At 32.1% G+C, this 21,641-nt stretch carries 24 protein-coding genes; 3 read left to right on the forward strand and 21 right to left on the reverse strand.

From position 1 onward, the window contains the following. Positions 1 to 68: 68 nt before the first annotated feature. The 8 genes from ACQY63_RS05695 to pcrA all read right to left on the reverse strand — a co-directional run bounded on the left by ACQY63_RS05695 (position 69) and on the right by pcrA (position 7,991). Positions 69 to 644 (reverse strand): hypothetical protein, encoded by a 576-nt coding sequence (locus ACQY63_RS05695; protein WP_428244858.1) that lies wholly within the window; start codon positions 642 to 644, stop codon positions 69 to 71. Between the two features lie 3 nt (positions 645 to 647). Next, positions 648 to 926: a resolvase gene (locus ACQY63_RS05700; protein WP_428244859.1), complete on the reverse strand. Its 279-nt coding sequence runs from the start codon at positions 924 to 926 to the stop codon at positions 648 to 650. A gap of 197 nt (positions 927 to 1,123) precedes the next feature. Continuing rightward, positions 1,124 to 2,641, reverse strand: a complete 1,518-nt coding sequence (locus tag ACQY63_RS05705; protein ID WP_428244861.1) for a hypothetical protein — start codon at positions 2,639 to 2,641, stop codon at positions 1,124 to 1,126. A 94-nt stretch (positions 2,642 to 2,735) separates the two neighbouring features. After that, complete coding sequence (locus tag ACQY63_RS05710; protein ID WP_302690220.1) at positions 2,736 to 2,948, reverse strand: hypothetical protein; 213 nt, start codon at positions 2,946 to 2,948, stop codon at positions 2,736 to 2,738. A 106-nt stretch (positions 2,949 to 3,054) separates the two neighbouring features. Further along, the gene (locus ACQY63_RS05715; RefSeq protein WP_022164607.1) at positions 3,055 to 3,345 is read right to left on the reverse strand and encodes a hypothetical protein; all 291 of its coding nucleotides are present in this window, start codon (positions 3,343 to 3,345) and stop codon (positions 3,055 to 3,057) included. Positions 3,346 to 3,609: 264 nt separating this feature from the next. Next, positions 3,610 to 4,980, reverse strand: a complete 1,371-nt coding sequence (gene rlmD, locus ACQY63_RS05720; RefSeq protein WP_428244862.1) for a 23S rRNA (uracil(1939)-C(5))-methyltransferase RlmD — start codon at positions 4,978 to 4,980, stop codon at positions 3,610 to 3,612. Positions 4,981 to 5,364: 384 nt separating this feature from the next. After that, entirely contained in the window at positions 5,365 to 5,601 is a 237-nt protein-coding gene (locus ACQY63_RS05725; RefSeq protein ID WP_022164518.1) for a hypothetical protein, read from the reverse strand. 68 nt (positions 5,602 to 5,669) lie between these two features. Beyond that, complete coding sequence (gene pcrA, locus ACQY63_RS05730; RefSeq protein WP_022164519.1) at positions 5,670 to 7,991, reverse strand: DNA helicase PcrA; 2,322 nt, start codon at positions 7,989 to 7,991, stop codon at positions 5,670 to 5,672. A 369-nt stretch (positions 7,992 to 8,360) separates the two neighbouring features. On the opposite strand from pcrA, the gene ACQY63_RS05735 reads away from it, so the two are divergent. After that, the gene (locus tag ACQY63_RS05735) at positions 8,361 to 8,942 is read left to right on the forward strand and encodes a DUF1836 domain-containing protein (RefSeq protein ID WP_428244863.1); all 582 of its coding nucleotides are present in this window, start codon (positions 8,361 to 8,363) and stop codon (positions 8,940 to 8,942) included. Positions 8,943 to 9,032: 90 nt separating this feature from the next. On the opposite strand, the gene ACQY63_RS05740 is transcribed toward ACQY63_RS05735, so the two are convergent. The 3 genes from ACQY63_RS05740 to ACQY63_RS05750 all read right to left on the reverse strand — a co-directional run bounded on the left by ACQY63_RS05740 (position 9,033) and on the right by ACQY63_RS05750 (position 11,211). Continuing rightward, positions 9,033 to 9,344 carry a YerC/YecD family TrpR-related protein gene (locus tag ACQY63_RS05740; protein ID WP_299056801.1) on the reverse strand — a complete coding sequence of 104 codons (312 nt, stop codon included), beginning with the start codon at positions 9,342 to 9,344 and terminating at the stop codon, positions 9,033 to 9,035. A 228-nt stretch (positions 9,345 to 9,572) separates the two neighbouring features. Next, complete coding sequence (gene hslO / locus ACQY63_RS05745) at positions 9,573 to 10,448, reverse strand: Hsp33 family molecular chaperone HslO (protein WP_022165646.1); 876 nt, start codon at positions 10,446 to 10,448, stop codon at positions 9,573 to 9,575. 16 nt (positions 10,449 to 10,464) lie between these two features. After that, positions 10,465 to 11,211 (reverse strand): class I SAM-dependent DNA methyltransferase, encoded by a 747-nt coding sequence (locus ACQY63_RS05750; RefSeq protein ID WP_022165647.1) that lies wholly within the window; start codon positions 11,209 to 11,211, stop codon positions 10,465 to 10,467. A gap of 169 nt (positions 11,212 to 11,380) precedes the next feature. On the opposite strand from ACQY63_RS05750, the gene ACQY63_RS05755 reads away from it, so the two are divergent. Beyond that, on the forward strand, positions 11,381 to 12,349 hold the full coding sequence (locus ACQY63_RS05755) for a hypothetical protein (protein ID WP_428244864.1): 969 nt from the start codon (positions 11,381 to 11,383) through the stop codon (positions 12,347 to 12,349). 252 nt (positions 12,350 to 12,601) lie between these two features. Here ACQY63_RS05755 and ACQY63_RS05760 read toward each other — a convergent pair whose 3' ends face one another. After that, complete coding sequence (locus ACQY63_RS05760; protein WP_022165649.1) at positions 12,602 to 13,111, reverse strand: SEC-C metal-binding domain-containing protein; 510 nt, start codon at positions 13,109 to 13,111, stop codon at positions 12,602 to 12,604. A gap of 190 nt (positions 13,112 to 13,301) precedes the next feature. Here ACQY63_RS05760 and ACQY63_RS05765 point away from each other — a divergent pair, with 190 nt between their 5' ends. Beyond that, positions 13,302 to 13,502 carry a hypothetical protein gene (locus ACQY63_RS05765; protein WP_022165650.1) on the forward strand — a complete coding sequence of 67 codons (201 nt, stop codon included), beginning with the start codon at positions 13,302 to 13,304 and terminating at the stop codon, positions 13,500 to 13,502. A 285-nt stretch (positions 13,503 to 13,787) separates the two neighbouring features. Here ACQY63_RS05765 and ACQY63_RS05770 read toward each other — a convergent pair whose 3' ends face one another. The 9 genes from ACQY63_RS05770 to ACQY63_RS05810 all read right to left on the reverse strand — a co-directional run bounded on the left by ACQY63_RS05770 (position 13,788) and on the right by ACQY63_RS05810 (position 21,597). Then, positions 13,788 to 14,201 (reverse strand): C-GCAxxG-C-C family protein, encoded by a 414-nt coding sequence (locus ACQY63_RS05770; RefSeq protein ID WP_022165652.1) that lies wholly within the window; start codon positions 14,199 to 14,201, stop codon positions 13,788 to 13,790. 17 nt (positions 14,202 to 14,218) lie between these two features. Further along, positions 14,219 to 15,169: a type I phosphomannose isomerase catalytic subunit gene (locus ACQY63_RS05775; RefSeq protein ID WP_412334231.1), complete on the reverse strand. Its 951-nt coding sequence runs from the start codon at positions 15,167 to 15,169 to the stop codon at positions 14,219 to 14,221. Next, a complete protein-coding gene (gene deoC / locus ACQY63_RS05780) occupies positions 15,144 to 15,824 on the reverse strand; it encodes a deoxyribose-phosphate aldolase (RefSeq protein ID WP_368074882.1) in 681 nt (226 codons plus the stop codon). The genes ACQY63_RS05775 and deoC overlap by 26 nt, the downstream gene beginning before the upstream one ends. Before the next feature lie 52 nt (positions 15,825 to 15,876). Next, positions 15,877 to 16,749: an SDR family oxidoreductase gene (locus ACQY63_RS05785; protein WP_428244865.1), complete on the reverse strand. Its 873-nt coding sequence runs from the start codon at positions 16,747 to 16,749 to the stop codon at positions 15,877 to 15,879. A 135-nt stretch (positions 16,750 to 16,884) separates the two neighbouring features. Further along, positions 16,885 to 17,697 carry a PTS system mannose/fructose/sorbose family transporter subunit IID gene (locus ACQY63_RS05790; protein ID WP_302690213.1) on the reverse strand — a complete coding sequence of 271 codons (813 nt, stop codon included), beginning with the start codon at positions 17,695 to 17,697 and terminating at the stop codon, positions 16,885 to 16,887. After that, complete coding sequence (locus ACQY63_RS05795; RefSeq protein ID WP_022165656.1) at positions 17,698 to 18,507, reverse strand: PTS mannose/fructose/sorbose/N-acetylgalactosamine transporter subunit IIC; 810 nt, start codon at positions 18,505 to 18,507, stop codon at positions 17,698 to 17,700. An 18-nt stretch (positions 18,508 to 18,525) separates the two neighbouring features. Next, complete coding sequence (locus ACQY63_RS05800) at positions 18,526 to 19,014, reverse strand: PTS system mannose/fructose/N-acetylgalactosamine-transporter subunit IIB (protein WP_022165657.1); 489 nt, start codon at positions 19,012 to 19,014, stop codon at positions 18,526 to 18,528. A 15-nt stretch (positions 19,015 to 19,029) separates the two neighbouring features. Continuing rightward, positions 19,030 to 19,455: a PTS sugar transporter subunit IIA gene (locus ACQY63_RS05805; protein WP_022165658.1), complete on the reverse strand. Its 426-nt coding sequence runs from the start codon at positions 19,453 to 19,455 to the stop codon at positions 19,030 to 19,032. Positions 19,456 to 19,857: 402 nt separating this feature from the next. Beyond that, the gene (locus ACQY63_RS05810; protein ID WP_022165660.1) at positions 19,858 to 21,597 is read right to left on the reverse strand and encodes a class I mannose-6-phosphate isomerase; all 1,740 of its coding nucleotides are present in this window, start codon (positions 21,595 to 21,597) and stop codon (positions 19,858 to 19,860) included. Between the last annotated feature and the right edge of the window lie 44 nt (positions 21,598 to 21,641).

Genomic DNA, 21,641 nt, shown 5'->3' on the forward strand with positions numbered 1-21,641 from the left:
TCTGCTCTGTAACAATCACTATTCTTTTTTGTTTCCATCTTGACAATTGTAAAATAAACTGCTACCATTTAACCTAAGGAATGGGTTTTCTCACTGAGTAAGGTCTTGTGACTGGAAAAGGTTGCTCGTTTTTTTTTTATATTCATAATATCGTATAAATATTTCTTTCCATCTCTAGCATGACGCAATAACATCGCCACATGAAATACATTAAATCTCAATATCTCACCATCTTCACCAAATACAGGTAATGCGAATCTTGATTCATACCTATACCAACCATATTTTGCATCGTTATTATGTTTTTTCTTTTTATTTGGAAAATATTTTAATCCCGATGAAATTTTAATTAATTCGGGAATACCTTGTACTGCATTGGCTTTAGCCTTAGCATTTGCACCCTTTAAAATATTAGTATATTCTGAATGTGCATACTCATCTGGCAAATCTGCTCCTATATAAACCACTTCGTTAGTAGCTGCTATTGTGTACAATTCCCCAACATATCTCATCAAATATTTTTCAACATCTTTCCAACCAATGGATTTTTTCCCCTTAAAAACAATATCATTAATTATAACAATATTATTTCCATTTAAATCTTTAACAATAGATACATTTCTTGAATTTTGTTTTTCTTCCATATGCTACTTTTTCTCCTTCACACTTTTTAATTCATCATAATAAGCTTTATACCGATATGCAGTTCTCCTACTAATATCGCCTTCTGCTACAATTTCGTTAATAGTCATACCACTCTCATATTTGCTGGCAAAATCATTATAAGCAGCCATCCATGCTTCGTTATGTTTCTTTCTTCCACCATAATTCCTATTTCTATAATATTCCACCTCAGACAACAACTTCTTGTTCTCTTCTTCCAGTTTCTTAATGCGTTCTAATGCTTCCTCCAATGTTTTTATCATAGCTACCTCCTCTTAGTTTATTTTGTGCCACTTTGATATTTGTCACAACAATAACATTAATTTTATTTAGTGTCAATTTGATTTTTGACATTTTTTTTAAGTATTTCAAAAAGAAAACAACCATTCATTTTCAACTTTTTTGAAAACGAATGGTCGCCCAAATCACTTACTAAATCTATATTTTTCTTTTATGTGCTCTAACATTTTTGCATATTAAGTCTTTTTATCATCCTTTCAATCGTCTCTCTCCCGGTAACAGTTTTTCGATTTTGAAAACTACCTATCCATTCTTCTAAATTGTTCACATATTCATTCATTACTTCAACGTATGACTCATATACAGCATTCGGGAAATCGGCCTCTGCGTCATAAATAATACTTTCATATGCATCAACTAAACTCTCACATGCGCTATCAATATAAAAACTATAATCGTCTTCATACTCTTCACAATATTCGCATTTTTCAAATAATTCCTTAATACCAGGTACTTCTTTTTCCTCTTCATCGAACGATTTTTCAATAGCTTCTGCAAATGCTTTTTGACATTTTTTTTGGATTTGTTCTTCCCAACTTTCGTCTGGTTTATTAACTGAAGTCTTTAAATCATCAATTTTTCTTTCAACGTACCCTTTCGTATTGCCTGTACAATAGACATCCGCAAATGCCTCACAAGATTCAAAAAATACATTTTTCAAGAATGCTGCAATTGAAAATGTTAATTCTTTATAGCATATTTCTGTGGTATCTATTAATTCTTTTTTTACGTTCTCATATAATCCTTTAACTTCAGATACTGCTCTTGACAGTTCCTCCTTACATGCAGCTTTTGCTTTCGCTTTTATGTAATAACCCGAATCATTGTAATCATCAGCCTCACACTCAATAGAACCGTCATATTCATATAAGCCTTCTTCTTCGTTTTCAAATGCTTCATCTACAAACTCTTCTAAAATTTCACTTATGTTATCCACAAATTCGCTTATCTCATCCAAATCAATATTACTTAATGCTTGACTATCATTCGATTTTTCTTGGCATTCCGATTCTGAATCAAAAATATCATTAAAGATATCAAATTTACTATCCGCCTTGCTTTCTTTGTTCTCTGCTATTACTGACAAATTCTTTTCTTCTGCGCCTACTATCTTCCTATATTTCTCATCAAATTGACAATTTACAAATGAAATGGATTTTGATTCAAAATCAACAGGCTGTTTTGCCTCTATCACAACCTCAACTCCATCAATAATTCCAATATACTTTGTATTACCTTTAGATATCGGCACTGAAAATCTTTTACCACACAAATAAATTTCTTTTGCGTTCTCATCAAGTAAATCATATAAATCGTCCTGATCAAAAGCTACATAGTCAACATTCTTTGCATATTTCATAGTATCAGGATATTCCTTAAGCAGCTCTAATTTACGCTTTCTTTCTTCAGCCATACCTTCTTCTTCAGATGTATTTTCATCATATTTTACATCTAAAACTTCACAAATTTTCTTTTCAACATCTTCTTCGTTTGGATTAATTGCTTTGATTTCTTCTGCAATAGTATTTTCATACCTGTCCTGAAGCCATGTTACAAGCCTTCCGTCATTAAAGTATCCCAAAACTCTTGATAATGAAAAATTATCACGTAATTCTTCCATACTTCTTACTTCAACACCATCTTCCATTTCTAATGGAAATCTAACCTTTTTTGCCATATTTATTCCTCCGTATCTTTGACACAAATCATTAACTTTTACATTTTCATTGTAGTTTGACACAAGGACATAATATGTCATTGTACTATTTTTCTCAAAAATTAATATGTTGATTGTACATTTCGTCTGTTAAATTTTCTCCTTCTTCAACACCCCCACCTGCCGTTTCAATCAATGTTGCTTTTCCAAAATCATCATCACGTTCTGCTCTTACAAAATAAAATTGTTCTTTTTCATCATAAACAATTGCTCTAGCTATATTTCTGTCATGATTAATATAAGCAAGTTTCCATTCTGTATCCTGCAAATTTATTTTTAATTCAGTGTTTTACATTGCTATCTCCTCATTTCATCTAGCATTAATCTAATTTTTTATCCTGCACCCATCTACATCTATTTTTCCATAATTACCACTATTGGCAATTATTATTTTTCTTATCTGCAATTGTAATCACATTTGCCAAAATCAAAACGACAGCATACACACACAATATTACAAGCGTTGATGGCATAATATCCATTAACGCTGTCCAGTCTTTTTTATTAACCCAATTTAATGCCATTTTGTACTGAACCAAAAGTGTAGCTATCGCAAATGCTAACGAGCAGACTGCTGATAATACCGCCCTATCACTTTCTTTAATTTTTAATATCCAACCACCAATACAAAATATAATGCTGATTGCTCCACAAATAATCCACATATTTCATTCTCAGTATATCGAAATGGCTCATTAATCATTTATTAATATACCTTCTCCTCCTTGTTCTTTTATTCAATAATACTTTTATTGCTTGTGCCATAGCCAAAGGATTGTACACCTTCTTTAAATAGCAATCTGACTTTTACTACTGCATCCTTAGTTTTTCCTATTTGCTAATTGTCTGTCTATCTTTCTGCATCCATAAAAAACTCCCACCTAAGTGGGAGCTACCGATGGATTTCCAAATCCACGGAATTCCTTTATTTATCGGCTAAGTTTCACCACCGTCTCCACATGCACCGTATTAGGAAACATATCCACTGCACATGCCTTTTCTACTCTATATCCCTGCTCCTGTAACATTTCTAAATCTCTTGCAAGGCTTGTAGGTTTACAACTTATGTAAACCAAATTATTTACACCAAAATCAATTATTTTCTGCAATGCTTTTGGATTAATTCCATCTCGTGGTGGATCAAGAATAATCATATCCGGCTTGTCCTCAATTTCATCTATAACTTTCAAAACATCACCGGCTATAAATTCACAGTTATCAAGACCGTTTAAGCCTGCATTAACTTTTGCCGCCTCAACAGCTTCTTCAACGATTTCAACACCAACTACTTTTTTAGCAACAGGTGCGATAATCTGGGCGATTGTTCCTGTTCCACTATAAAGGTCAAACACTGTCATATCTTTAGTGTCACCAATGTACTCTCTTGCTTTAGAATAAAGAACTTCTGCTCCTAAAGAGTTTGTCTGGAAAAATGAGAAAACTGAAATTTTAAATCTTAATCCAAGCAACTCCTCATAAATATATTCATCACCAAATAAAATTCTTGTTTCGTCACTTTGAACCACATCAGCCAAACCGTCATTAATAATATGTATTACTCCGCAAAGTTTTGCTGACAAATCAAGATTCTTTAAAATTTCAACTAACTCAGTCCAGTTTGCCTTCTCTTCCATTTCCTTGTCCGATGTTGTGACCACCGCAACAAGTAACTGTTTTGTAACTGTTGTTCTTCTTACCAAAAGGTGTCTTAAATATCCTTCATGACGTAATTTTTTGTAAAAAGGTAATTCTTTACCGGCACAAAATTCCAACACAGCATCAAGAATTTTTCTGTAATCACTATCTACAATTTGACACTCATCAACTGTCACAATATCATGGAAACTATTGCGCTTATGCATTCCAAGAGCAAGTGGACCATCTTTTACTTCATCTCCAAAAGAGAATTCCATCTTGTTTCTATACTCCCACTGCAATGGACTTTGCAAAATCCCCTGAAATTCGTATGACTCATTAATTGCGTTATCAAGAATTCCCTTAACTGTATCTTTCTTTAATTTTAACTGGTTGTCATAGCTCATTGTCTGATAAGAACAGCCACCGCAAAATTCAAAATGCGGACACTTTGGAGAAACATCTTCAAGTTCAGATTTTTCAACAACTTCCTTTAATCTTCCAATGGCATTTCCTGATCTCTTTTTTGAAACTACGAATTTGACAGTTTGTCCCGGTACTGTTCCTTTAACTACTGCCATTCCTTCTTCTCTACAATCAACTTTTCCCTTATTAGGAAATGTAAGTCCCACAACTTTTCCTGTGTATTCAACACCTTTTTTCATCTATATAATCTTACATAATCCACTCTCCTTCATAAGCAATGGATTATTCTCCTTTCTCTAAAATACTAAAGTATCAACTAATCTATTAATATTATTTTTACAACCAATATCTCTTAACAATTTGTTTGCTATTTTTTAACTGGTTCCCTTTATCTGATTTTTTTACTAATCTTCTAACTTACTTCTTTTCTTTTATCAATCAAATTTTTAACTGATTTTTATTAATTTACCAAAATAGAATTTTAACTGTAATCCTTTATTTTTACAAAGAAAGAGTTTCAAAATGATACTTTCAAATAAAAAATCTGTAATAAAAATTCTTCCATAAGAAACATACCAATATTGAAACTCTTTCATAAAGATTAACTATTCAAAGAAAAACGATTAATCTTCAAAATCATCTTCATCTTCTTCATCTTCATCAAATAAATCATCAAAGTCATCTTCGAAATCATCATAATAATCTTTGTTAATTAATCTATAAATTCCATAAGCTGCACCTGCTACTGCTGCAATTGCTGCGATAACACCAAGAACAACTGCTACGATTTTGCAAGTTTCCTTCTTCTCATCTTTTCCAATGAGTTTTCCGATTTTTACACCCTTCATTAATTCGTCCATATTATTCACCTCTTTTTGTTTAATTTCGTTTTTAATAGTAATATTATATCATCAATCATAGTCTTTTACTACACTTTTTTAAGTTTAGCAAATGATGCCATCATAACCTTTTGACCTACTAAATCAAAATTAACTGTTACCTGATAATCTCTAGGTCCATCCTCAATTCCAAGCACTGTTCCTTCACCAAACTTCATGTGCTTCACTCTATCTCCAACATGATAATCTATGTCAGCTTTGGTTACTACAAACTCTTTTCCAAAGCTAGGTTTGCTACTTGGTTTACCATAAGCAGGCTTCTTGGACATAGCTCGATATGAGTTATCTTTCGAATCACTTCCATATCTCTTAGAACTTCCCATATAACCACCGCCATGACTTAGTGAACCTTCATAACCGCCAAAGCCACTAAATGAAGGTTGCTTCTTCTCAACACCTGCTGCTCTTGTATCTGTCACATTCTTGCTATTAACAATCATTGGCGGAATTTCCTTAACGAATCTTGATACAATATTATATTGCATTTCTCCACGAACCATACGCTTCTTTGCGTAACTAATTGTCAAATGTTTCATGGCTCTTGTTATTGCCACATAGCAAAGTCGTCTCTCTTCTTCTAATTCCTGTGCATCATCAGCCATAATGCTCATATAGCCTGGGAACAATCCGTCTTCCATTCCACATAAAAATACATACGGAAATTCCAATCCCTTTGCACTGTGAACTGTCATTAGCACAACATAACTACTGTCTTCATCAAGATTATCGATTTCTGCCACTAAAGCAACTTCTTCCAAAAATTCTGATAAAACAGGCTCATCAGTATTTTCTTCATATTCAATAATTTTATTAATTAATTCTTCAATATTTTCAATTCTGCCATTTGCCTCGTCAGTATTTTCAGCAACCAAATCACCCATATAGCCTGTGTCTGTCAAGATTGCATTTACTAATTTTAGAATATCATTCTCGTATTCTTCTGTCTTATAACCTTCAATTAAATTAGTAAATCCTTTAATTTTCGAAACTGCTCTTGAAAGTCCCGGAATATTCTCAACTTCTAAAAAAGCATCATACAAATCCATTCCGTATGCTCTTGCGTAATCCTTCACACGCTCAACAGTTGTTGCACCTATTCCTCTTTTTGGAACATTTATTATTCGCTCTACTGCAATATCATCTGTTGGATTACTTATAATCCTTAAATATGCAATAATATCCTTAATTTCTTTTCGCTGATAGAAATTCTGACCACCAATAATCTTATAAGGAATGTTCTTCATCATTAATTTTTCTTCCAAAGCTCTTGACTGTGCATTAGTTCTGTACAAAATTGCATAATCATTATAATCTGCTTTTCCGTAATCTACTTTTTCCTTTATCTCACTTGCAACCATTTCTGCTTCAGCATAACCGTCTTCTGCCTGATATAAATCAATCTTATCTCCCTGCTCATTGTCACTCCAAAGAGTCTTGTCTTTTCTTCCGGCATTGTTATGTATAACCGAATTGGCAGCTTCTAATATGTTCTTTGTAGAACGGTAATTCTGTTCCAGTTTGACCACCCTTGCATTTGGAAAATACTTTTCAAACTGCAAAATATTTGTAATATCAGCCCCTCTGAATTTGTAAATAGACTGGTCATCATCACCAACTACACATAAATTCTGATTCTTAGAAGCCAACTGTTTAATAAAAGCAAACTGTGCCGCATTAGTATCCTGATACTCGTCCACCATAATATACTGAAGTCGATTCTGATACCCTTCCAAAACTTCCGGACACTTGTTAAACAACTGCACTGTTTTCATTATTAAATCATCAAAATCCAACGCATTATTTTTCTTCAAGGCTTCCTGATATTCATCATAAATCTTAGAAATATTAACCATCTTAAAATCATTTCTTGCCATTGCCGCCACATCACCTGTGGTAATAAGCTTGTTTTTAAAATCAGATATCTTTCCAAGCATAGCATTTTCTTTGTAAATCTTTGTGTTAAGGTTAAGTTCCTTGATAATATTCTTCATTAATCGTTTCTGATCATCTGTATCATAAATTGTAAAATCTGTGCTATAACCAATTCTATCTATATATCTTCTAAGAATTCTCACACAGGCTGAATGGAAAGTGCTAACCCAAACCTGCTCAGCACCAAAACCAACAATCTTATTTACCCTACTTCTCATTTCCGCTGCCGCCTTGTTGGTAAATGTAATTGCCATAATGTTGTATGGATTCACACTTTTTTCTTCTATTAAATATGCAATTCTATGAGTAAGAACTCTTGTCTTTCCTGAACCTGCACCAGCCAGAATCAGCAACGGTCCATCTGTGTGAAAAGTTGCCATCTGCTGCATGTCATTTAAAGTATCATATATTTTGTTCATTTATAAACCTCGTCATATAAAAATCAAACAAATGTTTGTCTCTCTATTCTAACATAATCCTAATAATAAATAAATTCATTTTTTACAATTTAAATTCTTTCTTTTAGTTTTTTTCTCTAATCATATCCCCTAATTATTTCCCATTTTTCTCTAATTATTTTATTTAATCAAATTATATAATTTCACATAACCCTTTTTTGTACCATCTCTCCATATTTTGAAAAACATATTAATACATATTTTTTTACTTTATGCATTATTTTTATACTTTTTTCACATCTTGTATTTATTTTTTACATGATGAGTTTTATTTTTTATATCTTGTAGTTTTCATTACTAGGTATTATACTATAGAAAGGAGGAGACGTTATGCATTCAGAAGATTTTATTAAAAAGATACTAGATGATATAGACACCTTTAATATTGATGATATTCCAAACATTGATTTATATATGGATCAGGTAACTACCTATCTTAATGATAAATTTGCCAATACTAAAAGGCACGAAGATGACAAGCTTATGACTAAAACAATGATTAATAACTATGTCAAGAGTCGTCTGCTTCCATCACCTGAAAAGAAAAAATACACAAAAGACCACATGATGGTTCTTATTATGATTTATTTTTTCAAAAATATCATTTCCATCAATGATGTAAATAAACTTATTACTCCATTGCTGGATTCATATTTTCACAACGAAGAAATACCTCTTGAAAATATAATAAATACTTTTTTAACTTTTGCCAAACAGTGCAATTTAACTGACAGTATTTTAACTGAATATAATGAATGTCGTGAAATTTTCAAAGACGCAAATGTTAAAGATAAAGAATATCTTGAAACAATGGGCTTGATTACAATGTTAAGTTACGACACTTTCGTTAGAAAAATTGTTATCGAAAAATTAATCGACTCATTGCCTGACACAGAAAATAACGAAAAATAATATTAACGCAATAATCCCGTAAACATACATTTTGCCTGTACGTTTACGGGATTATTTTTTTAATAAAGAATGTCTCTTTTAAATATTTACCTAATTGTTTTTATTTTCAGCCTCTTGTTCATTAACACGTTCAAGAACCAAGTCATATCCATCGTTTCCATAATTAAGTGAGCGATTAACTCGGCTAATGGTTGCTGTTGATGCTCCTGTAGCATTTGAAATATCAAGATATGTTTGTCCTTCTCTTAATAATTTTGCCACTTCATATCGTTGGGATATTGATAGCAATTCATTAATTGTACACACGTCTTCAAAAAAAGTATAACACTCTTCCTTATCTTTTAAGGTAAGTATAGCTTCAAATAAATGATCTACTTCCGTTCTTCTAATATTCTTACTCATAATATACCTCTCAATTGTCAGGTTTCTTTACTTTTAGATTTTAACACTCTAAAGTTTGAAAGTCCAGTATATATTGTTATTTTATTTCAAGATTTTGTTGCAAATCCAATCTGAAAATTTGAAATTAACTCTCTAAATTTCACGGTAGAATTTTATTTTACTATCTCCCCCCTATCACCCAAACTATTGAATCACATAAATTACCTAAACTGTATTTAGTCACCTAAATTATCTGAACTGTTTTCTCAAAGTCTGTAATTCTTCAACACTAAACTTGTATGTTGTGTTGCAGAAATCACATTTAACTTCAATTTCCTTACCGTCATTAATAATTTCGTCCATATCCTTTTTGCTAATACTTGCTAAAGCTTTTGCAATTTTTTCCTTACTGCAGTTACAAACAAAACCTGTCTCAATTTTATCTGTAAATTCAACATCCATGTCACCCATTACTTCTTTTAAAATATCCTCAGGTGTCATTCCTTTTTCAAGCATTTCTGTTACTGAACTAATGTTGTTTACTCTTTCTTCTAATTTATTTATTACTTCTTCATCAGCAAATGGCATAAGCTGGACAATAAATCCACCTGCCTGTTTTACCGTATTATCCTTTGACATTAAAACACCTAATCCTACAGCAGAAGGAACCTGTTCTGATGACGCAAAATAATATGTTAAATCTTCTGCTACTTCACTTGTGCCTAAAGGCACCTGGCTAACGTATGGTTCTTTTAAACCCATGTCTTTAATTACTGTAAGTGTTCCGTATCCAATAGCCGCACCTACATCAAGCTTTCCTGCGTAATTTGCAGGAATAAGTACATTAGGATTTCCTACATAGCCTTTTACATTTCCTTTTGAATCAGCAGTAACTGTCACTCCGTTAATTGGGCCGTCACCCTTCATCATTAAAGTAAGCATATCCTTTTCGCCCTTCATCATTACACCCATCATTGCACCACCTGTTAATAATCTGCCAAGTGCTGCTGTTGCAACGGGACTTGTATTGTGATGCTGTCTTGCTGTTTCAACCATTTCTCTTGATGTAATGGCAAATGCTCTAATCTGTTTATCTGCTGCTACCGCTCTAACTATATAATCCATTTTATTGTTCCTTTCTTTATTTAGCATTACTTTTTCTAACTACCACGTACACTCTGTCATTTTCTTCAGTACCTTCATTATCAGTAAAAGCTTCATATATTTTTTCTAACTTAAGCCCTGACTTTTCAACTGCTTTTTTTACTTCATTTAAAGTATACCCTCTTTGAAAATGTTCCTCTTCATATTTATCATATCTGCCATCTTCAGCCCTAACAAATACTGACAAATAATATTCATTAATGTTTGTTTCTTCATCAAAATAATTTTCCCAAATAAAACTGCCATCTTCCCTATCTTCAGCTATGGTTTTCTCTCCAATATCAGAAAAATACTTCTTTGTTTTTAAATCAAAAACAAACACTCCGTCGTCCTCTAAATATTCATTAACTCTCTCAAAAACCTTAGTAAAATCACCATAATCTGTAATATAGTTCATGGAATCACCAATGCTAACCATTGCAGGCACTGCATATGGAAGTTGAAGATTAGTTGCATCCTGTAAAACGTACACTATGTCTTCCTCTTCCTTTTTGCTTTCAGCAATTTCAAGCATTTCCTGGGAAAGATCTATTCCTATCATATTGTAACCTTTTTCGTGAAGCAGCATTGTGCCCGTTCCTGTACCACAACCAATTTCAACCAAAGTACCGTCTTTTGCACCGTATTTTGTTAATAACTTTGCTGCATAATCACACCATTGATGATAATCTACATTGTCCATAAATTCATCATACACCAGTGCGAATCCACCGTATGCTTCCATTTTATTCTCTCCGATTTCTTTATATTTTATCTTTATAACATAGTGATTTTACCAACAATCTCTGCTAAACGCAACCTTGATTAATGCCACCTGCTCATTTATACTATTTAAAGAATTAGGAATACTATTTATGTTTCTATTTTCTTTAATTAACAATAGGAGAATTTCAATGCCAGTTAGTATATATAATAAAATTAAAATATCGTCAAAAATGCAGTTTGAAAAATATCTTATACTTTTAATTGCATGCATTATCATTTTTTTAAATTGTCCATTTATATCTGTTTTTCATCCAACAGAAATAAATAACATTAACACAGTAACTTCAAAAAACAAATACATTAATGTAACCACATCTGATTTACATTACACCGGCTACACCTTTGAAAAAATCGGCCACAGAAAATATGGTTACTACTACACAATAAAAGACAATAAAAGTCTTTTTGTGCTTCTGCCGGTTGACTCAACTCCAAAAGAAACTTTAAGCAACTATTCTTTTAAGGGAAAAGTCACAAAACCTAACAGAACCTACAAAAAGATGCTCTCTATGTTAGTTAAAGATTTAAACTGGAACGAAGCTTCAATGAATGATGTAAATAACGACTTTTTCATTAGTAATGCAGACTACAATATTGTTCCCTACATTATTTTATTTTGGCTTTTAATTTTTATTTTGCTTACTTCTATATATAAGCTTATAAATTATGCCTTATATTTTGCAAAGCCTTATACTTACAACGTCTGCCCTTTTAAAAGTAAAGAAGAGCAGCGTTACTTAATTAAAAATGCCAATATTGAACTTAACAGCGACAATTACATTCAAATTAACAGCATGTATATAACAGAAAACTATCTTGTGGATTTAACTGTTCCAAGAATTTATGTTATACCACTTAACGATATAATCTGGTGCTATCGTGTTGGGAAATTTGCTTTTAATTCTAAAAAGACTGCCACTGAATTTTCCCTTGTACTTACTTCTTTTGATGGAATTACAACTACACTTAAACACAAAACCAGTGACGAAGCTTTGGAACTTTTAAATACAATTCGTGCAACAGAAGCCAACATTATCATTGGTTTTTCTGATTCAAAAAAACACGAAGCCAAACAAATTATTGCAGCCAATAAATAAATAAATAATTAATTAATTAATTAAATAATAAATAAAGAAGTGTGCAGCCCTAGCGGAATATTTTTGTGTAATAATACCTTTAAAGAATTTTTCTATATTAAAAAAGATAATCTAATTTTGATATTTGCGTATTCTCTATAAGTAAGGCTTTTATCTCCATCCTTTTGAGATACTGTTCAAAATTAAATTATCTTTTTTATTTTTTATAATTGTCTAATATAAATTTTGTACTTTTTTTATGATAATCTTATATTATCTTCCGCAACAATATTTATATTTCTTTCCTGAACCACATGGACAAGGATCATTTCTACCAATCTTCTTTTCCTTAACGATTGTTCCTGAACGTTTTTCTTCCTTGTATAATTCCTTCTGTCTTTCAGGTGTAATGATATCGTTCCATTCTTCTAATTCGTATAACCACTGTGCCTTAGCAGCTACCATGTTCTTATATAATAATTCAGGTTCATAATCTAATGAAACTTCTGTTGTTTCAGTAAGCTGGTCCATTGGATTTTCTTTTTTAAGGCTTTCACTAATACCATCTAAAAATCCTACCATTGTAAGAACTTCCATGTCGTACTTCTTTGCAAGTTCTTCAACTGTGCCTGAAACTACTGTGCCATAATTTTTAAGAATATCCTTATATACTTCCTTTTCCTGTAAAAAATATGCATTCCAGAAATCGTTGTACTGCTGCTGAGTCTGTTCCTGATTGTATGCTATTTCTCTCCATGTTTCTAATAAATACTTATCTGCCATTTTTTCCTCCAAAAGTAATTATTTTAGTTTATCCTCTGATAAACATTCAACTTATTAGATTATACTTATTTAAAACAATAATTGCAATATATTATTGGTCTGTTATAATCTTTTATGTTAAATAATTTTAATATAAGCTTCTACTTTTTAGGCTTATATTATAGTAGAAAGGATTCGTTAGGTACATAATATGGAAAAATTAAAAAGAATCATGGCACTGCTTGGTGTTATTGTCGTCGTTGTATGTGCATTACTTACTTTAGTGTTTGCATTGTTGGGATATAGTACACTTTGGAAAGCTTCAGCCTATTGTATGGTTGTGATTCCAGTGATTATTTATGTTATGATGTGGTTAGCAAAGCTTTTAGAAAATCGTGGTAACAAAAGATAATTTTAGTATCTTTACTCATAAAACCAAGTCATTCTAAGAATCTAACAAATAACAAATGTTGTCATATAATTTATATTAATGCAAATAGAAACAGTGCCGTTAAAGGCACTGTTTCATTCTAAATACATAAAAACTTTATTAAAACAATCCACAACCAATTATTTTCTCAAATCATTCATTAATTCACCATAAGATTGTTCTTTTCCTGGATTTTCCATATTAGCATATGCTAATGATGGTATTAACTTAATATCCATAAATTATGCTCCACAAAAATGCAATTCTCTAATTTACATACTTGTCAACTCTTCTAACAACATCTTGAACCATTTCTCTACATGGTCTCTTGTGTGTTACTACTTCTCTATTTGTAATTCCTAACAAATCGCCACAAGTAACAGCTCCATAATCTTCTCTAAACTCATCAATAAACTTCTTTATTTTTTGTTCTACATCATGTTTCTGTTCCCTGTTTGCATTATAACCACCAAATTTTTTACTAATAACCATAGCACCGCCTAGAACCGTTCCACAAATTTCATAACTTTGTCCAACTCCACGGCCAATGCCCATTGTAGCAGTTATAATATCTTCCATTGAGTCAAATAAATCTTCGTATCCCATTAATACAGACTGAACACAATTATATCCGGCGATATGAGCCTCAGTAGCTTTCTGAACTCTCTCTTCAATATCCACAATGCTACCTCCATTTTCTATCTAACGTAACTAATTATAATTCTTCCTTTTCCTTTAAGTGTTACATTTTCACATTGGGCTGGGATAAATATACTTTCTGTAAATGGAAAATCCATAACTTCCCCTTCACACTCAAGTGTTATATCATTTTCAACGTTTGTTAAACAGAAAAATCTCTTCTTATCTGTTTCCAAAACATATTCGCCATCTAAATCAAGAATTTCCATTGTAAATTCATCAATGTCCAAAACTTTTTCAGGTTTGTTAATGAATTTCTTATCTAATGGAAAAGCTTCCTTTTCACATTGTTTTGTACAATCTACAACATCAAGTGATTTCTTTACATGAAGTTCTCTTTCATTTCCCTGATCATCTTTTCTGTGAAAGTCATAAAATCTGTATGTAACATCACTATTTTGACTTACTTCAAGAGCAATCATCCCTGCTCCCATTGCATGAAGCTGTCCTGCGTCAATGCAAATTAAGTCTCCTTCTTCCATATCATGTTTCTTACAAATATCTTCTACTGTATCATTTTCAACAGCTTGTCTAATTTCATCAACCGACTTTGCTGTTGTTCCTGCAATAAGTGTTGAATTAGGTTCAGCCTTAATAATATACCAAGCCTCTGTTTTTCCTTCATCATTCTCATACTTATGTGCATAATCATCTGTTGGATGAACCTGAACAGAAAGTGTTGCTGCTGTATCTAAAATAGATAAACGAAGCATTTGACTTCTTTTCTTTTCTCCTAACATTTCTTCAGGATATGTATCTAACATTTCTGATAGTTTCATTCCTTTGTACTCACCATTTAATACTGTATTATCAGCATGTGGGTGTGCACTTATGTCCCAACTTGAACCATGTGATTCAGGATTATTTCTAATTTTCGCTAATTTGTCATTTCCCCAGATTCTACGATCGTAAACTGGTTTTAATTTAAGCGGATACATGTGTCTCATCATAACCCTCCAATATCTTCTTTCCTGAGCTTGTTCCAATACGTGTTGCACCTGCATCTATCATTGCAGCACATGTTGCCCAATCTCTTATTCCTCCTGCTGCTTTAACCTGTACATCGTCTCCTACATGTTCTTTCATAAGTTTAACATCTTCCACAGTTGCTCCACTTGTTCCAAAACCTGTACTTGTTTTCACGAATGTAGGCTTAACCTTCTTAGCAATTTCTGCTAACTTTACTATTTCTTCTTTTTCTAAATAGCAATTTTCAAAAATGACTTTTGAGATTTTATTATTTTCATTACAGATATCAACTATCTGCTTCATTTCTTCCTCAATATAATCCCAATTTCCACTTTTTAATTCACCTATGTTGATCACATAGTCAATTTCATCTGCGCCATCTTCAATTGCTTTTTTGGTTTCAGCAACTTTAACTTCCAATGTTGTCTGTCCAAGTGGAAATGAAATTGCTGCTCCAACGTGAACTTTTGAATCTTTTAAAAATTCAGCACACCATTTCACTGGTGATGAATTAATTGCCACCATTGCTGTCTGCATTTCTTCTGCCTCATCGCACAATTTTTTTAAATCATCTTTTGTTGCAAATGCCTTCAAATATGTGTGATCAAATAAACCTGCTAATTCTTCTCTTGTAATTGTCTTGCTATCCACTATGTTCTCCTTTCATGTAACAACCTAACCTTACAACTTAGTGTATAATTTCAAATTCTTTTAAACAATTATGAATTGCTTCCTTTGTAGGACTAAATACTATACCTTCACTTTGTAATTTTGTTGTATCTAACCTTAATTCTCTAATACTTTCTTTTGAATATTTAGAATTATCTTCTATTAATAACTCCTCAATTCTATTTTTTTCTAAACCAATTTCTTCTAATATAAATCTAACAATTTCATATCTGCTATCATTATTTACTGAACCAAAATTATAGGTTCCATATGGTAATGATAGTAGCTTTTCTAAATTAATACATATTTCGTTTACATCACTCATTCCTCTGAATTCATAGTTACTTGCCTTGATTGGTTGGTTCAGGTATGCTGCTTTTATAGTATCCCATAAAATATTCACACCTATGGTGCAACCTCTTTCCGGCAATCCGAAAAGCCATGTAAAACGAACAACCCAATATTCGTCAAGAATATCCGGTAATTTTTCTTCAACTTCTAATTTATTTTTTCCATATACTGCCTTAGGTACGGCAGTGTCCACTTCTTTGTAGGGACCTTCTTCTTCACTTCCATCAAACAACTGCTCTGTAGAAGTAAAAACCATTTTTGCTCCTACTTTTTTACAAGCTTTAGCTACATATAATGCACCATCTACATTGACTGCCCTTGCCTTTTCAGAATTATCAATACAAAATTGTTGATTTGGAATTCCTGCTGCATGTATTACATAATCTGGTTTTTCTTCCAAAATGTACTTCATAACTGCGTCTTCATTTGTTACATCTAAATCTTTTGATCCTAAAGCTTTTATTTCATATTTATTGTTCCACATTTTTGCAAATCTAGATCCTAAAAAGCCTTTTCCACCTGTTATTATAATTTTCTTCATATAATATTCCTTTCAAAAAAACAAATAATAACTACCAATATAACTTATTTTTCCGCTATATTCGAGAAACACAGATTTTACCCTGTGTTTCCCAAAAAGTTATGTGATAATTTGTTATGTGTAACCTACAATTGATTATAAAATTCCTACGAATGCACAAACAATTGATACGATTACGAGAAGGATAAGAACTTTGTTAGCCTTCCATCCTCTCTTGCTGATTAAATAGTAGCTTAATAAAACTACGATTAATCCAAGAAGGCCTGGGAAGAAACTATCAAATGTATCCTGAACCTTAAATGTTGTTTTAGCTGCCTTATTGGCAAACTTAAGTGGTGTAGTTACGCTTACGAAACTTGCACAACATCCACCTACAACCATTGTACCTAAAACAGTGATTGCATCTTTAACTCTCTGTGAATTTTCACCTACTAAAATATCAGCAGCTGAAAGTCCTAACTTGTAACCTTTCATATATAACCAGTAGTTTACACTAAGCATGATTCCTAAATAGAAAACCATGTAGAATAAAACTCCGGCAGGACTACCTGCAGATGAGATTGACATAGCAATACTTAATAAGATTGGGATGAAAATACCCTGAACTATTGAATCTCCAATACCTGCGATAGGTCCCATAAGTGATGTTTTAACTGTATGTAATAATTCATCTGGAACATTTGCTCCTTCGCTTTTTTCTTCTTCAAGTGAAGCAACGATACCATTTACTACTGAACCTGTCTGTGGTTCTGTGTTGTAGAATACTGAATGTCTACTTAAACAATCAGCATATTCTTGTGTTCCTTTTCCATATAATTTCTTAGCGATAGGTACGATACCTTGGGCAAAACCATTAGCCTCTAATTTTTCATAGCTTAATGTTGACATAGCCCAAAACTGCCAAGACCAAAAACCCTTTTTTAAATCTTTCTTATCTAATTTTGCCATTTATATCACCTCGTCATCATCAATATCTGAACTTGCAGCTTCTACTGTAGCGTTTGATCCTGATGCTTTGTAAACGATTACTGCAATCAAGCCAGCTATTACAGCTAAAGCAATCATTGAGTTACTAATAAATGTGTAGAAAATAAGTCCTGCAAAGAAGTAGATTAAGAAAGACTTTTCTTTAATCAATAAGTTCATAAGTAATGCAACACCAATTGCAGGTAACATTCCACCTAAAACGTCCATTGCGTGAAGAATCCAATCTGGTACGTTGTTAACTACGAAGTTAACGAACCCTTTACCACTGTAAATAGCAATTGAAACTGGGATTGCTCTGATAACAAAGTTTGTAATCTGAGCTCCAATAACATGGTTTCTGAACATTCCTTTTTCATCACCCCTTGCTGCAGCAGCTGTTGCTCTTGAGTTCCAAACTGAGTTAACAACCATGATTAAGTTGTAAAGGATAAGTCCTAATGAACCACATAATACTGATAAAGTAACTGTAACACCTGTTGATGCTCCTGATACTAAACCTAATCCAATACCGCCATATGCTGCGTAGATGATTTCTGAGTTTGTTGAACCACCTGTTGATACATTTGCGATAAAAGCTGCCTGTACTGCAACACCAAGAAGTACACCCTGTGTTACATCGCCCATAATAATACCGCATATTAAACCTGCTACTAATGGTCTACCTACTGTGTAGTAACCACCAGAGATACCTGCTAACCATGGAGTATGAATACCACCTAAGTATGAAAATACTCCAATTAGCAATGCTTTTACTAATAAAGCTACATCCATTTTTTTGTCCTCCTGTTTTTATTTTAATTTCTCTTTAATTGAGTTCCATAATGTAGGTGACGCATCTGGGATTAGCTGAAATTCAACTTCAATACCCTTCTGTGTCAATTCTTCGAAAGCTTCTGCTTCATCTTCTGTTAAAGCACAGTTTCTTCCGACTACTGTTGTGTTTGCTCTTGCTGACATAGGTCCAACATTGACCTTCTTTCCTAAGTCAACACCAGCTTCAAGTAAATTAACTAAAGTTCTTGGAGACTTTACAATTACAAAATATCCATTAGCAACTGAATTTGCTTTTGTAATTCTTTTAGCTCCTTCTTCTTCATCGAAAACACCTACTTTAATTCCTGTAGGGGCTGCATTTTTAAAAATCTTTGTTTGAAATGGATCATTTGCAATCTCATTATCAACAATTAAGATTCCTTTGCATGGTCTTGTACCAACCCAACGTGTTACTGTCTGTCCATGAAGAACTCTGTCATCAATTCTAATTAATGTTACACTCATCACACTTCTCCTTCCTTATACAATATCATCATCGTCGTCATCATCATCTTCAACATTTTCAAGTTCAATTGAGCTCTGTCCTGTAGCAATAACGTCATCCAAAACTTTTTCAATATCGTCTTCACCTAAACGTAATGCTAATTCCATAAGTAGTGGAAGATTAACACCAGCTACGATGTACATGTTATCTTTTGCGTTTTCCAGCTTATATCTTAATGACTGGTTAAAAGGTGTTCCACCCTTAGCATCCGCTAAAACAACTACTGAATCATACTTTCCAAAAGCTTCATCAAGTGTTTCGTTAAGTTGCTTTGAAAATGCGTCAACACCTTCTGTCAAACAAACATACTTTACATGTTCCTGAGGTCCAAGTATCATCTCTCCTGCTGATACAACTCCCTCTGCAAAATGATTATGTCCAACTACAACTATACCATTCATTTTTGCCTCCTTTGTCATATTTTTATTTATTATGTTCTTTTGTAATTACAATATAATATTGTTTTCTTGTCAATATTTTTTTATATATTTTTAATAGTTTTTACAAGTTTTTCATAATTTTATATGGCACTTCTGACAACGAAACGTTTTTAAAGTAATAAAAACGTTTCATTATGATTAGATATAATAATATTCTTTTAATAAAACAAACTAAAAATATTTTTTTCATTTTTTACTCATATTTGAAAATTTTCTATCCAAAGTGTTATTTTTGTACAAATATGCATCAAAAAAACACATAACATTTTTACATTTTTTTTGTATATGATGTATTATCATTTTTTTGCTATCTCTACAATAAACTTTAAATTATTATATTTGGTGCAAAATTTTATTAATATATTAGTTCCTTACCTTTGCTTTCATTACCTTTATAAATTCACTATCTACAGCTTCAATTATAAAACTGCCTGCATTTGCCGGAACAATCACTGTTTCTGCATAATGTACTTTATATGGTTCAAAAGAATCATTACTACTCTTAATAATTGCCTGCTTTCCATCAACTAGATTCAACATTGTAACTTCTTTGTCTGATTTAATTTCAACTGACTTACTGGTTGAAATAACATGTGTTTCAATAAACTCAAGTTCATGCAAACCTGTTTTTACCTCTTTATAGTCATCATTATCCTCTATAACATTAAAATTATTTACAAGATTTTCTTCCACCCATTTTGTTGTTCTGTCATATCTAATAACTTTCTTACCATCTTCAATATGAATTGGTCTTGGTTTGCCATCTAAACCTACTCTATCCCAATCCCATAATTTAAAAGTAAATATATATGGCGTGGCACTTACTTCAAGTACCATACAGTTGTTTGCAGAGCAATGAACAGTTCCTGCTGGTATTAAATAATGATCATGTTTTTTTGCGGGGAAGAAATTAATATACTTATCTACATCAAATTTGACATTCCCATGTTGAGCCTCTTCCAAATCTGAAATCATTTGTTCTTTATCAATACTTTCTTTTAATCCAAGATAAACCCCCGCCCCTTCTTTTGCATCTAAAATGTAATAGCTCTCGTCCTGAGTATATGGCATTCCAAATTTATTTCTTATGTAGTCTGTATCTGGATGAACCTGCAAACTTAAATTTTGGCCTTCCATTGTGTCAAGGAAATCAAATCGAATTGGAAATTCTGCACCAAATCTTGCGAAATTCTTTTCTCCTATTAATTCCCTTGGTTGATACAATGTCAAATTCATTGCAGGTGATTCAACTGTCACATCTCCATATTGCATATATATACTATTCTCTTCAGGAACACCATCAAAACTCCATGCATAATTTTTTTCATTTTTATCTAGATTACATACTTCCTTCATCCATTGTCCACCCCAAACACCGGGGTCAAAATATGGTACAAGTCTAAATGGCCTTTTTGTCATTTGCTTAAGTCCTTCTCTAAAGCCTTCGCCTATAACCATTTTAGGATTCCCCTGTTTATTTGTATCTAAATAAAAATCAATATCTTCATATAAAGAAGCCTTGTGTTTGTCTGCTATTCTCCATTCAATAAAAAATCCACGTTTATATTTTATTAGTACATCTTCATCATAATTGTCCTGTTTATAATTAGGCATTCCATTTCTATAACGAAGTTGTATTTCCCAACGTGCCATATCTGAATAAACTAATATATCGCCTTTAGTTACTAGAGATGCCCCAAAGCCATATACTACTACTTTGCCTTGTGTATTCTCAATTTTTTTCTTAGCTTGCTGCAATTTTTCATCGGAAATAAAGTCATTAATTGTTCCATAATACATAATTCCACGTACTCTGTCATCAGTAAGATTTTTTTCCATAAGTTCATTTAATTTATCCTTATCAAAAAAAATATCTTCCATTGATATAACTGTATTTGGAGATAGTTTATCAATTAAATTTACTTTCAATTCTTTTTCATTAGTTCCAGGATAACAATCTACCACTAAAATTTTCTTATTATCAAACTCTTTGTTTATTTCCTTTAGTATTCTATCCCAGCCTTCATATGCAAAATTATCATATCCTTTGATTTTTGTTTTAGGAAATCTGTCGTATTTACTAGCAAAATTTAAATATTTCATTAAATAACATACCTCCTTTTCTATACCGTACTAATGTTTTTATG

It is taken from the genome of Eubacterium sp. Marseille-QA0814 (assembly GCF_965119675.1).
Taxonomy (GTDB): domain Bacteria; phylum Bacillota; class Clostridia; order Lachnospirales; family Lachnospiraceae; genus Eubacterium_G.

What these genes read in the sequence shown, in the direction of transcription:
- ACQY63_RS05695 (WP_428244858.1), bottom strand. Translation starts at nt 644, where the DNA reads ATGGAAGAAAAACAAAATTCAAGAAATGTATCTATTGTTAAAGATTTA.
- ACQY63_RS05700 (WP_428244859.1), bottom strand. Translation starts at nt 926, where the DNA reads ATGATAAAAACATTGGAGGAAGCATTAGAACGCATTAAGAAACTGGAA.
- ACQY63_RS05705 (WP_428244861.1), bottom strand. Translation starts at nt 2,641, where the DNA reads ATGGCAAAAAAGGTTAGATTTCCATTAGAAATGGAAGATGGTGTTGAA.
- ACQY63_RS05715 (WP_022164607.1), bottom strand. Translation starts at nt 3,345, where the DNA reads ATGTGGATTATTTGTGGAGCAATCAGCATTATATTTTGTATTGGTGGT.
- rlmD (WP_428244862.1), bottom strand. Translation starts at nt 4,980, where the DNA reads ATGAAAAAAGGTGTTGAATACACAGGAAAAGTTGTGGGACTTACATTT.
- ACQY63_RS05725 (WP_022164518.1), bottom strand. Translation starts at nt 5,601, where the DNA reads ATGGACGAATTAATGAAGGGTGTAAAAATCGGAAAACTCATTGGAAAA.
- pcrA (WP_022164519.1), bottom strand. Translation starts at nt 7,991, where the DNA reads ATGAACAAAATATATGATACTTTAAATGACATGCAGCAGATGGCAACT.
- ACQY63_RS05735 (WP_428244863.1), top strand. Translation starts at nt 8,361, where the DNA reads ATGCATTCAGAAGATTTTATTAAAAAGATACTAGATGATATAGACACC.
- ACQY63_RS05740 (WP_299056801.1), bottom strand. Translation starts at nt 9,344, where the DNA reads ATGAGTAAGAATATTAGAAGAACGGAAGTAGATCATTTATTTGAAGCT.
- hslO (WP_022165646.1), bottom strand. Translation starts at nt 10,448, where the DNA reads ATGGATTATATAGTTAGAGCGGTAGCAGCAGATAAACAGATTAGAGCA.
- ACQY63_RS05750 (WP_022165647.1), bottom strand. Translation starts at nt 11,211, where the DNA reads ATGGAAGCATACGGTGGATTCGCACTGGTGTATGATGAATTTATGGAC.
- ACQY63_RS05755 (WP_428244864.1), top strand. Translation starts at nt 11,381, where the DNA reads ATGCCAGTTAGTATATATAATAAAATTAAAATATCGTCAAAAATGCAG.
- ACQY63_RS05760 (WP_022165649.1), bottom strand. Translation starts at nt 13,111, where the DNA reads ATGGCAGATAAGTATTTATTAGAAACATGGAGAGAAATAGCATACAAT.
- ACQY63_RS05765 (WP_022165650.1), top strand. Translation starts at nt 13,302, where the DNA reads ATGGAAAAATTAAAAAGAATCATGGCACTGCTTGGTGTTATTGTCGTC.
- ACQY63_RS05775 (WP_412334231.1), bottom strand. Translation starts at nt 15,169, where the DNA reads ATGATGAGACACATGTATCCGCTTAAATTAAAACCAGTTTACGATCGT.
- ACQY63_RS05785 (WP_428244865.1), bottom strand. Translation starts at nt 16,749, where the DNA reads ATGAAGAAAATTATAATAACAGGTGGAAAAGGCTTTTTAGGATCTAGA.
- ACQY63_RS05790 (WP_302690213.1), bottom strand. Translation starts at nt 17,697, where the DNA reads ATGGCAAAATTAGATAAGAAAGATTTAAAAAAGGGTTTTTGGTCTTGG.
- ACQY63_RS05795 (WP_022165656.1), bottom strand. Translation starts at nt 18,507, where the DNA reads ATGGATGTAGCTTTATTAGTAAAAGCATTGCTAATTGGAGTATTTTCA.
- ACQY63_RS05800 (WP_022165657.1), bottom strand. Translation starts at nt 19,014, where the DNA reads ATGAGTGTAACATTAATTAGAATTGATGACAGAGTTCTTCATGGACAG.
- ACQY63_RS05805 (WP_022165658.1), bottom strand. Translation starts at nt 19,455, where the DNA reads ATGAATGGTATAGTTGTAGTTGGACATAATCATTTTGCAGAGGGAGTT.
- ACQY63_RS05810 (WP_022165660.1), bottom strand. Translation starts at nt 21,597, where the DNA reads ATGAAATATTTAAATTTTGCTAGTAAATACGACAGATTTCCTAAAACA.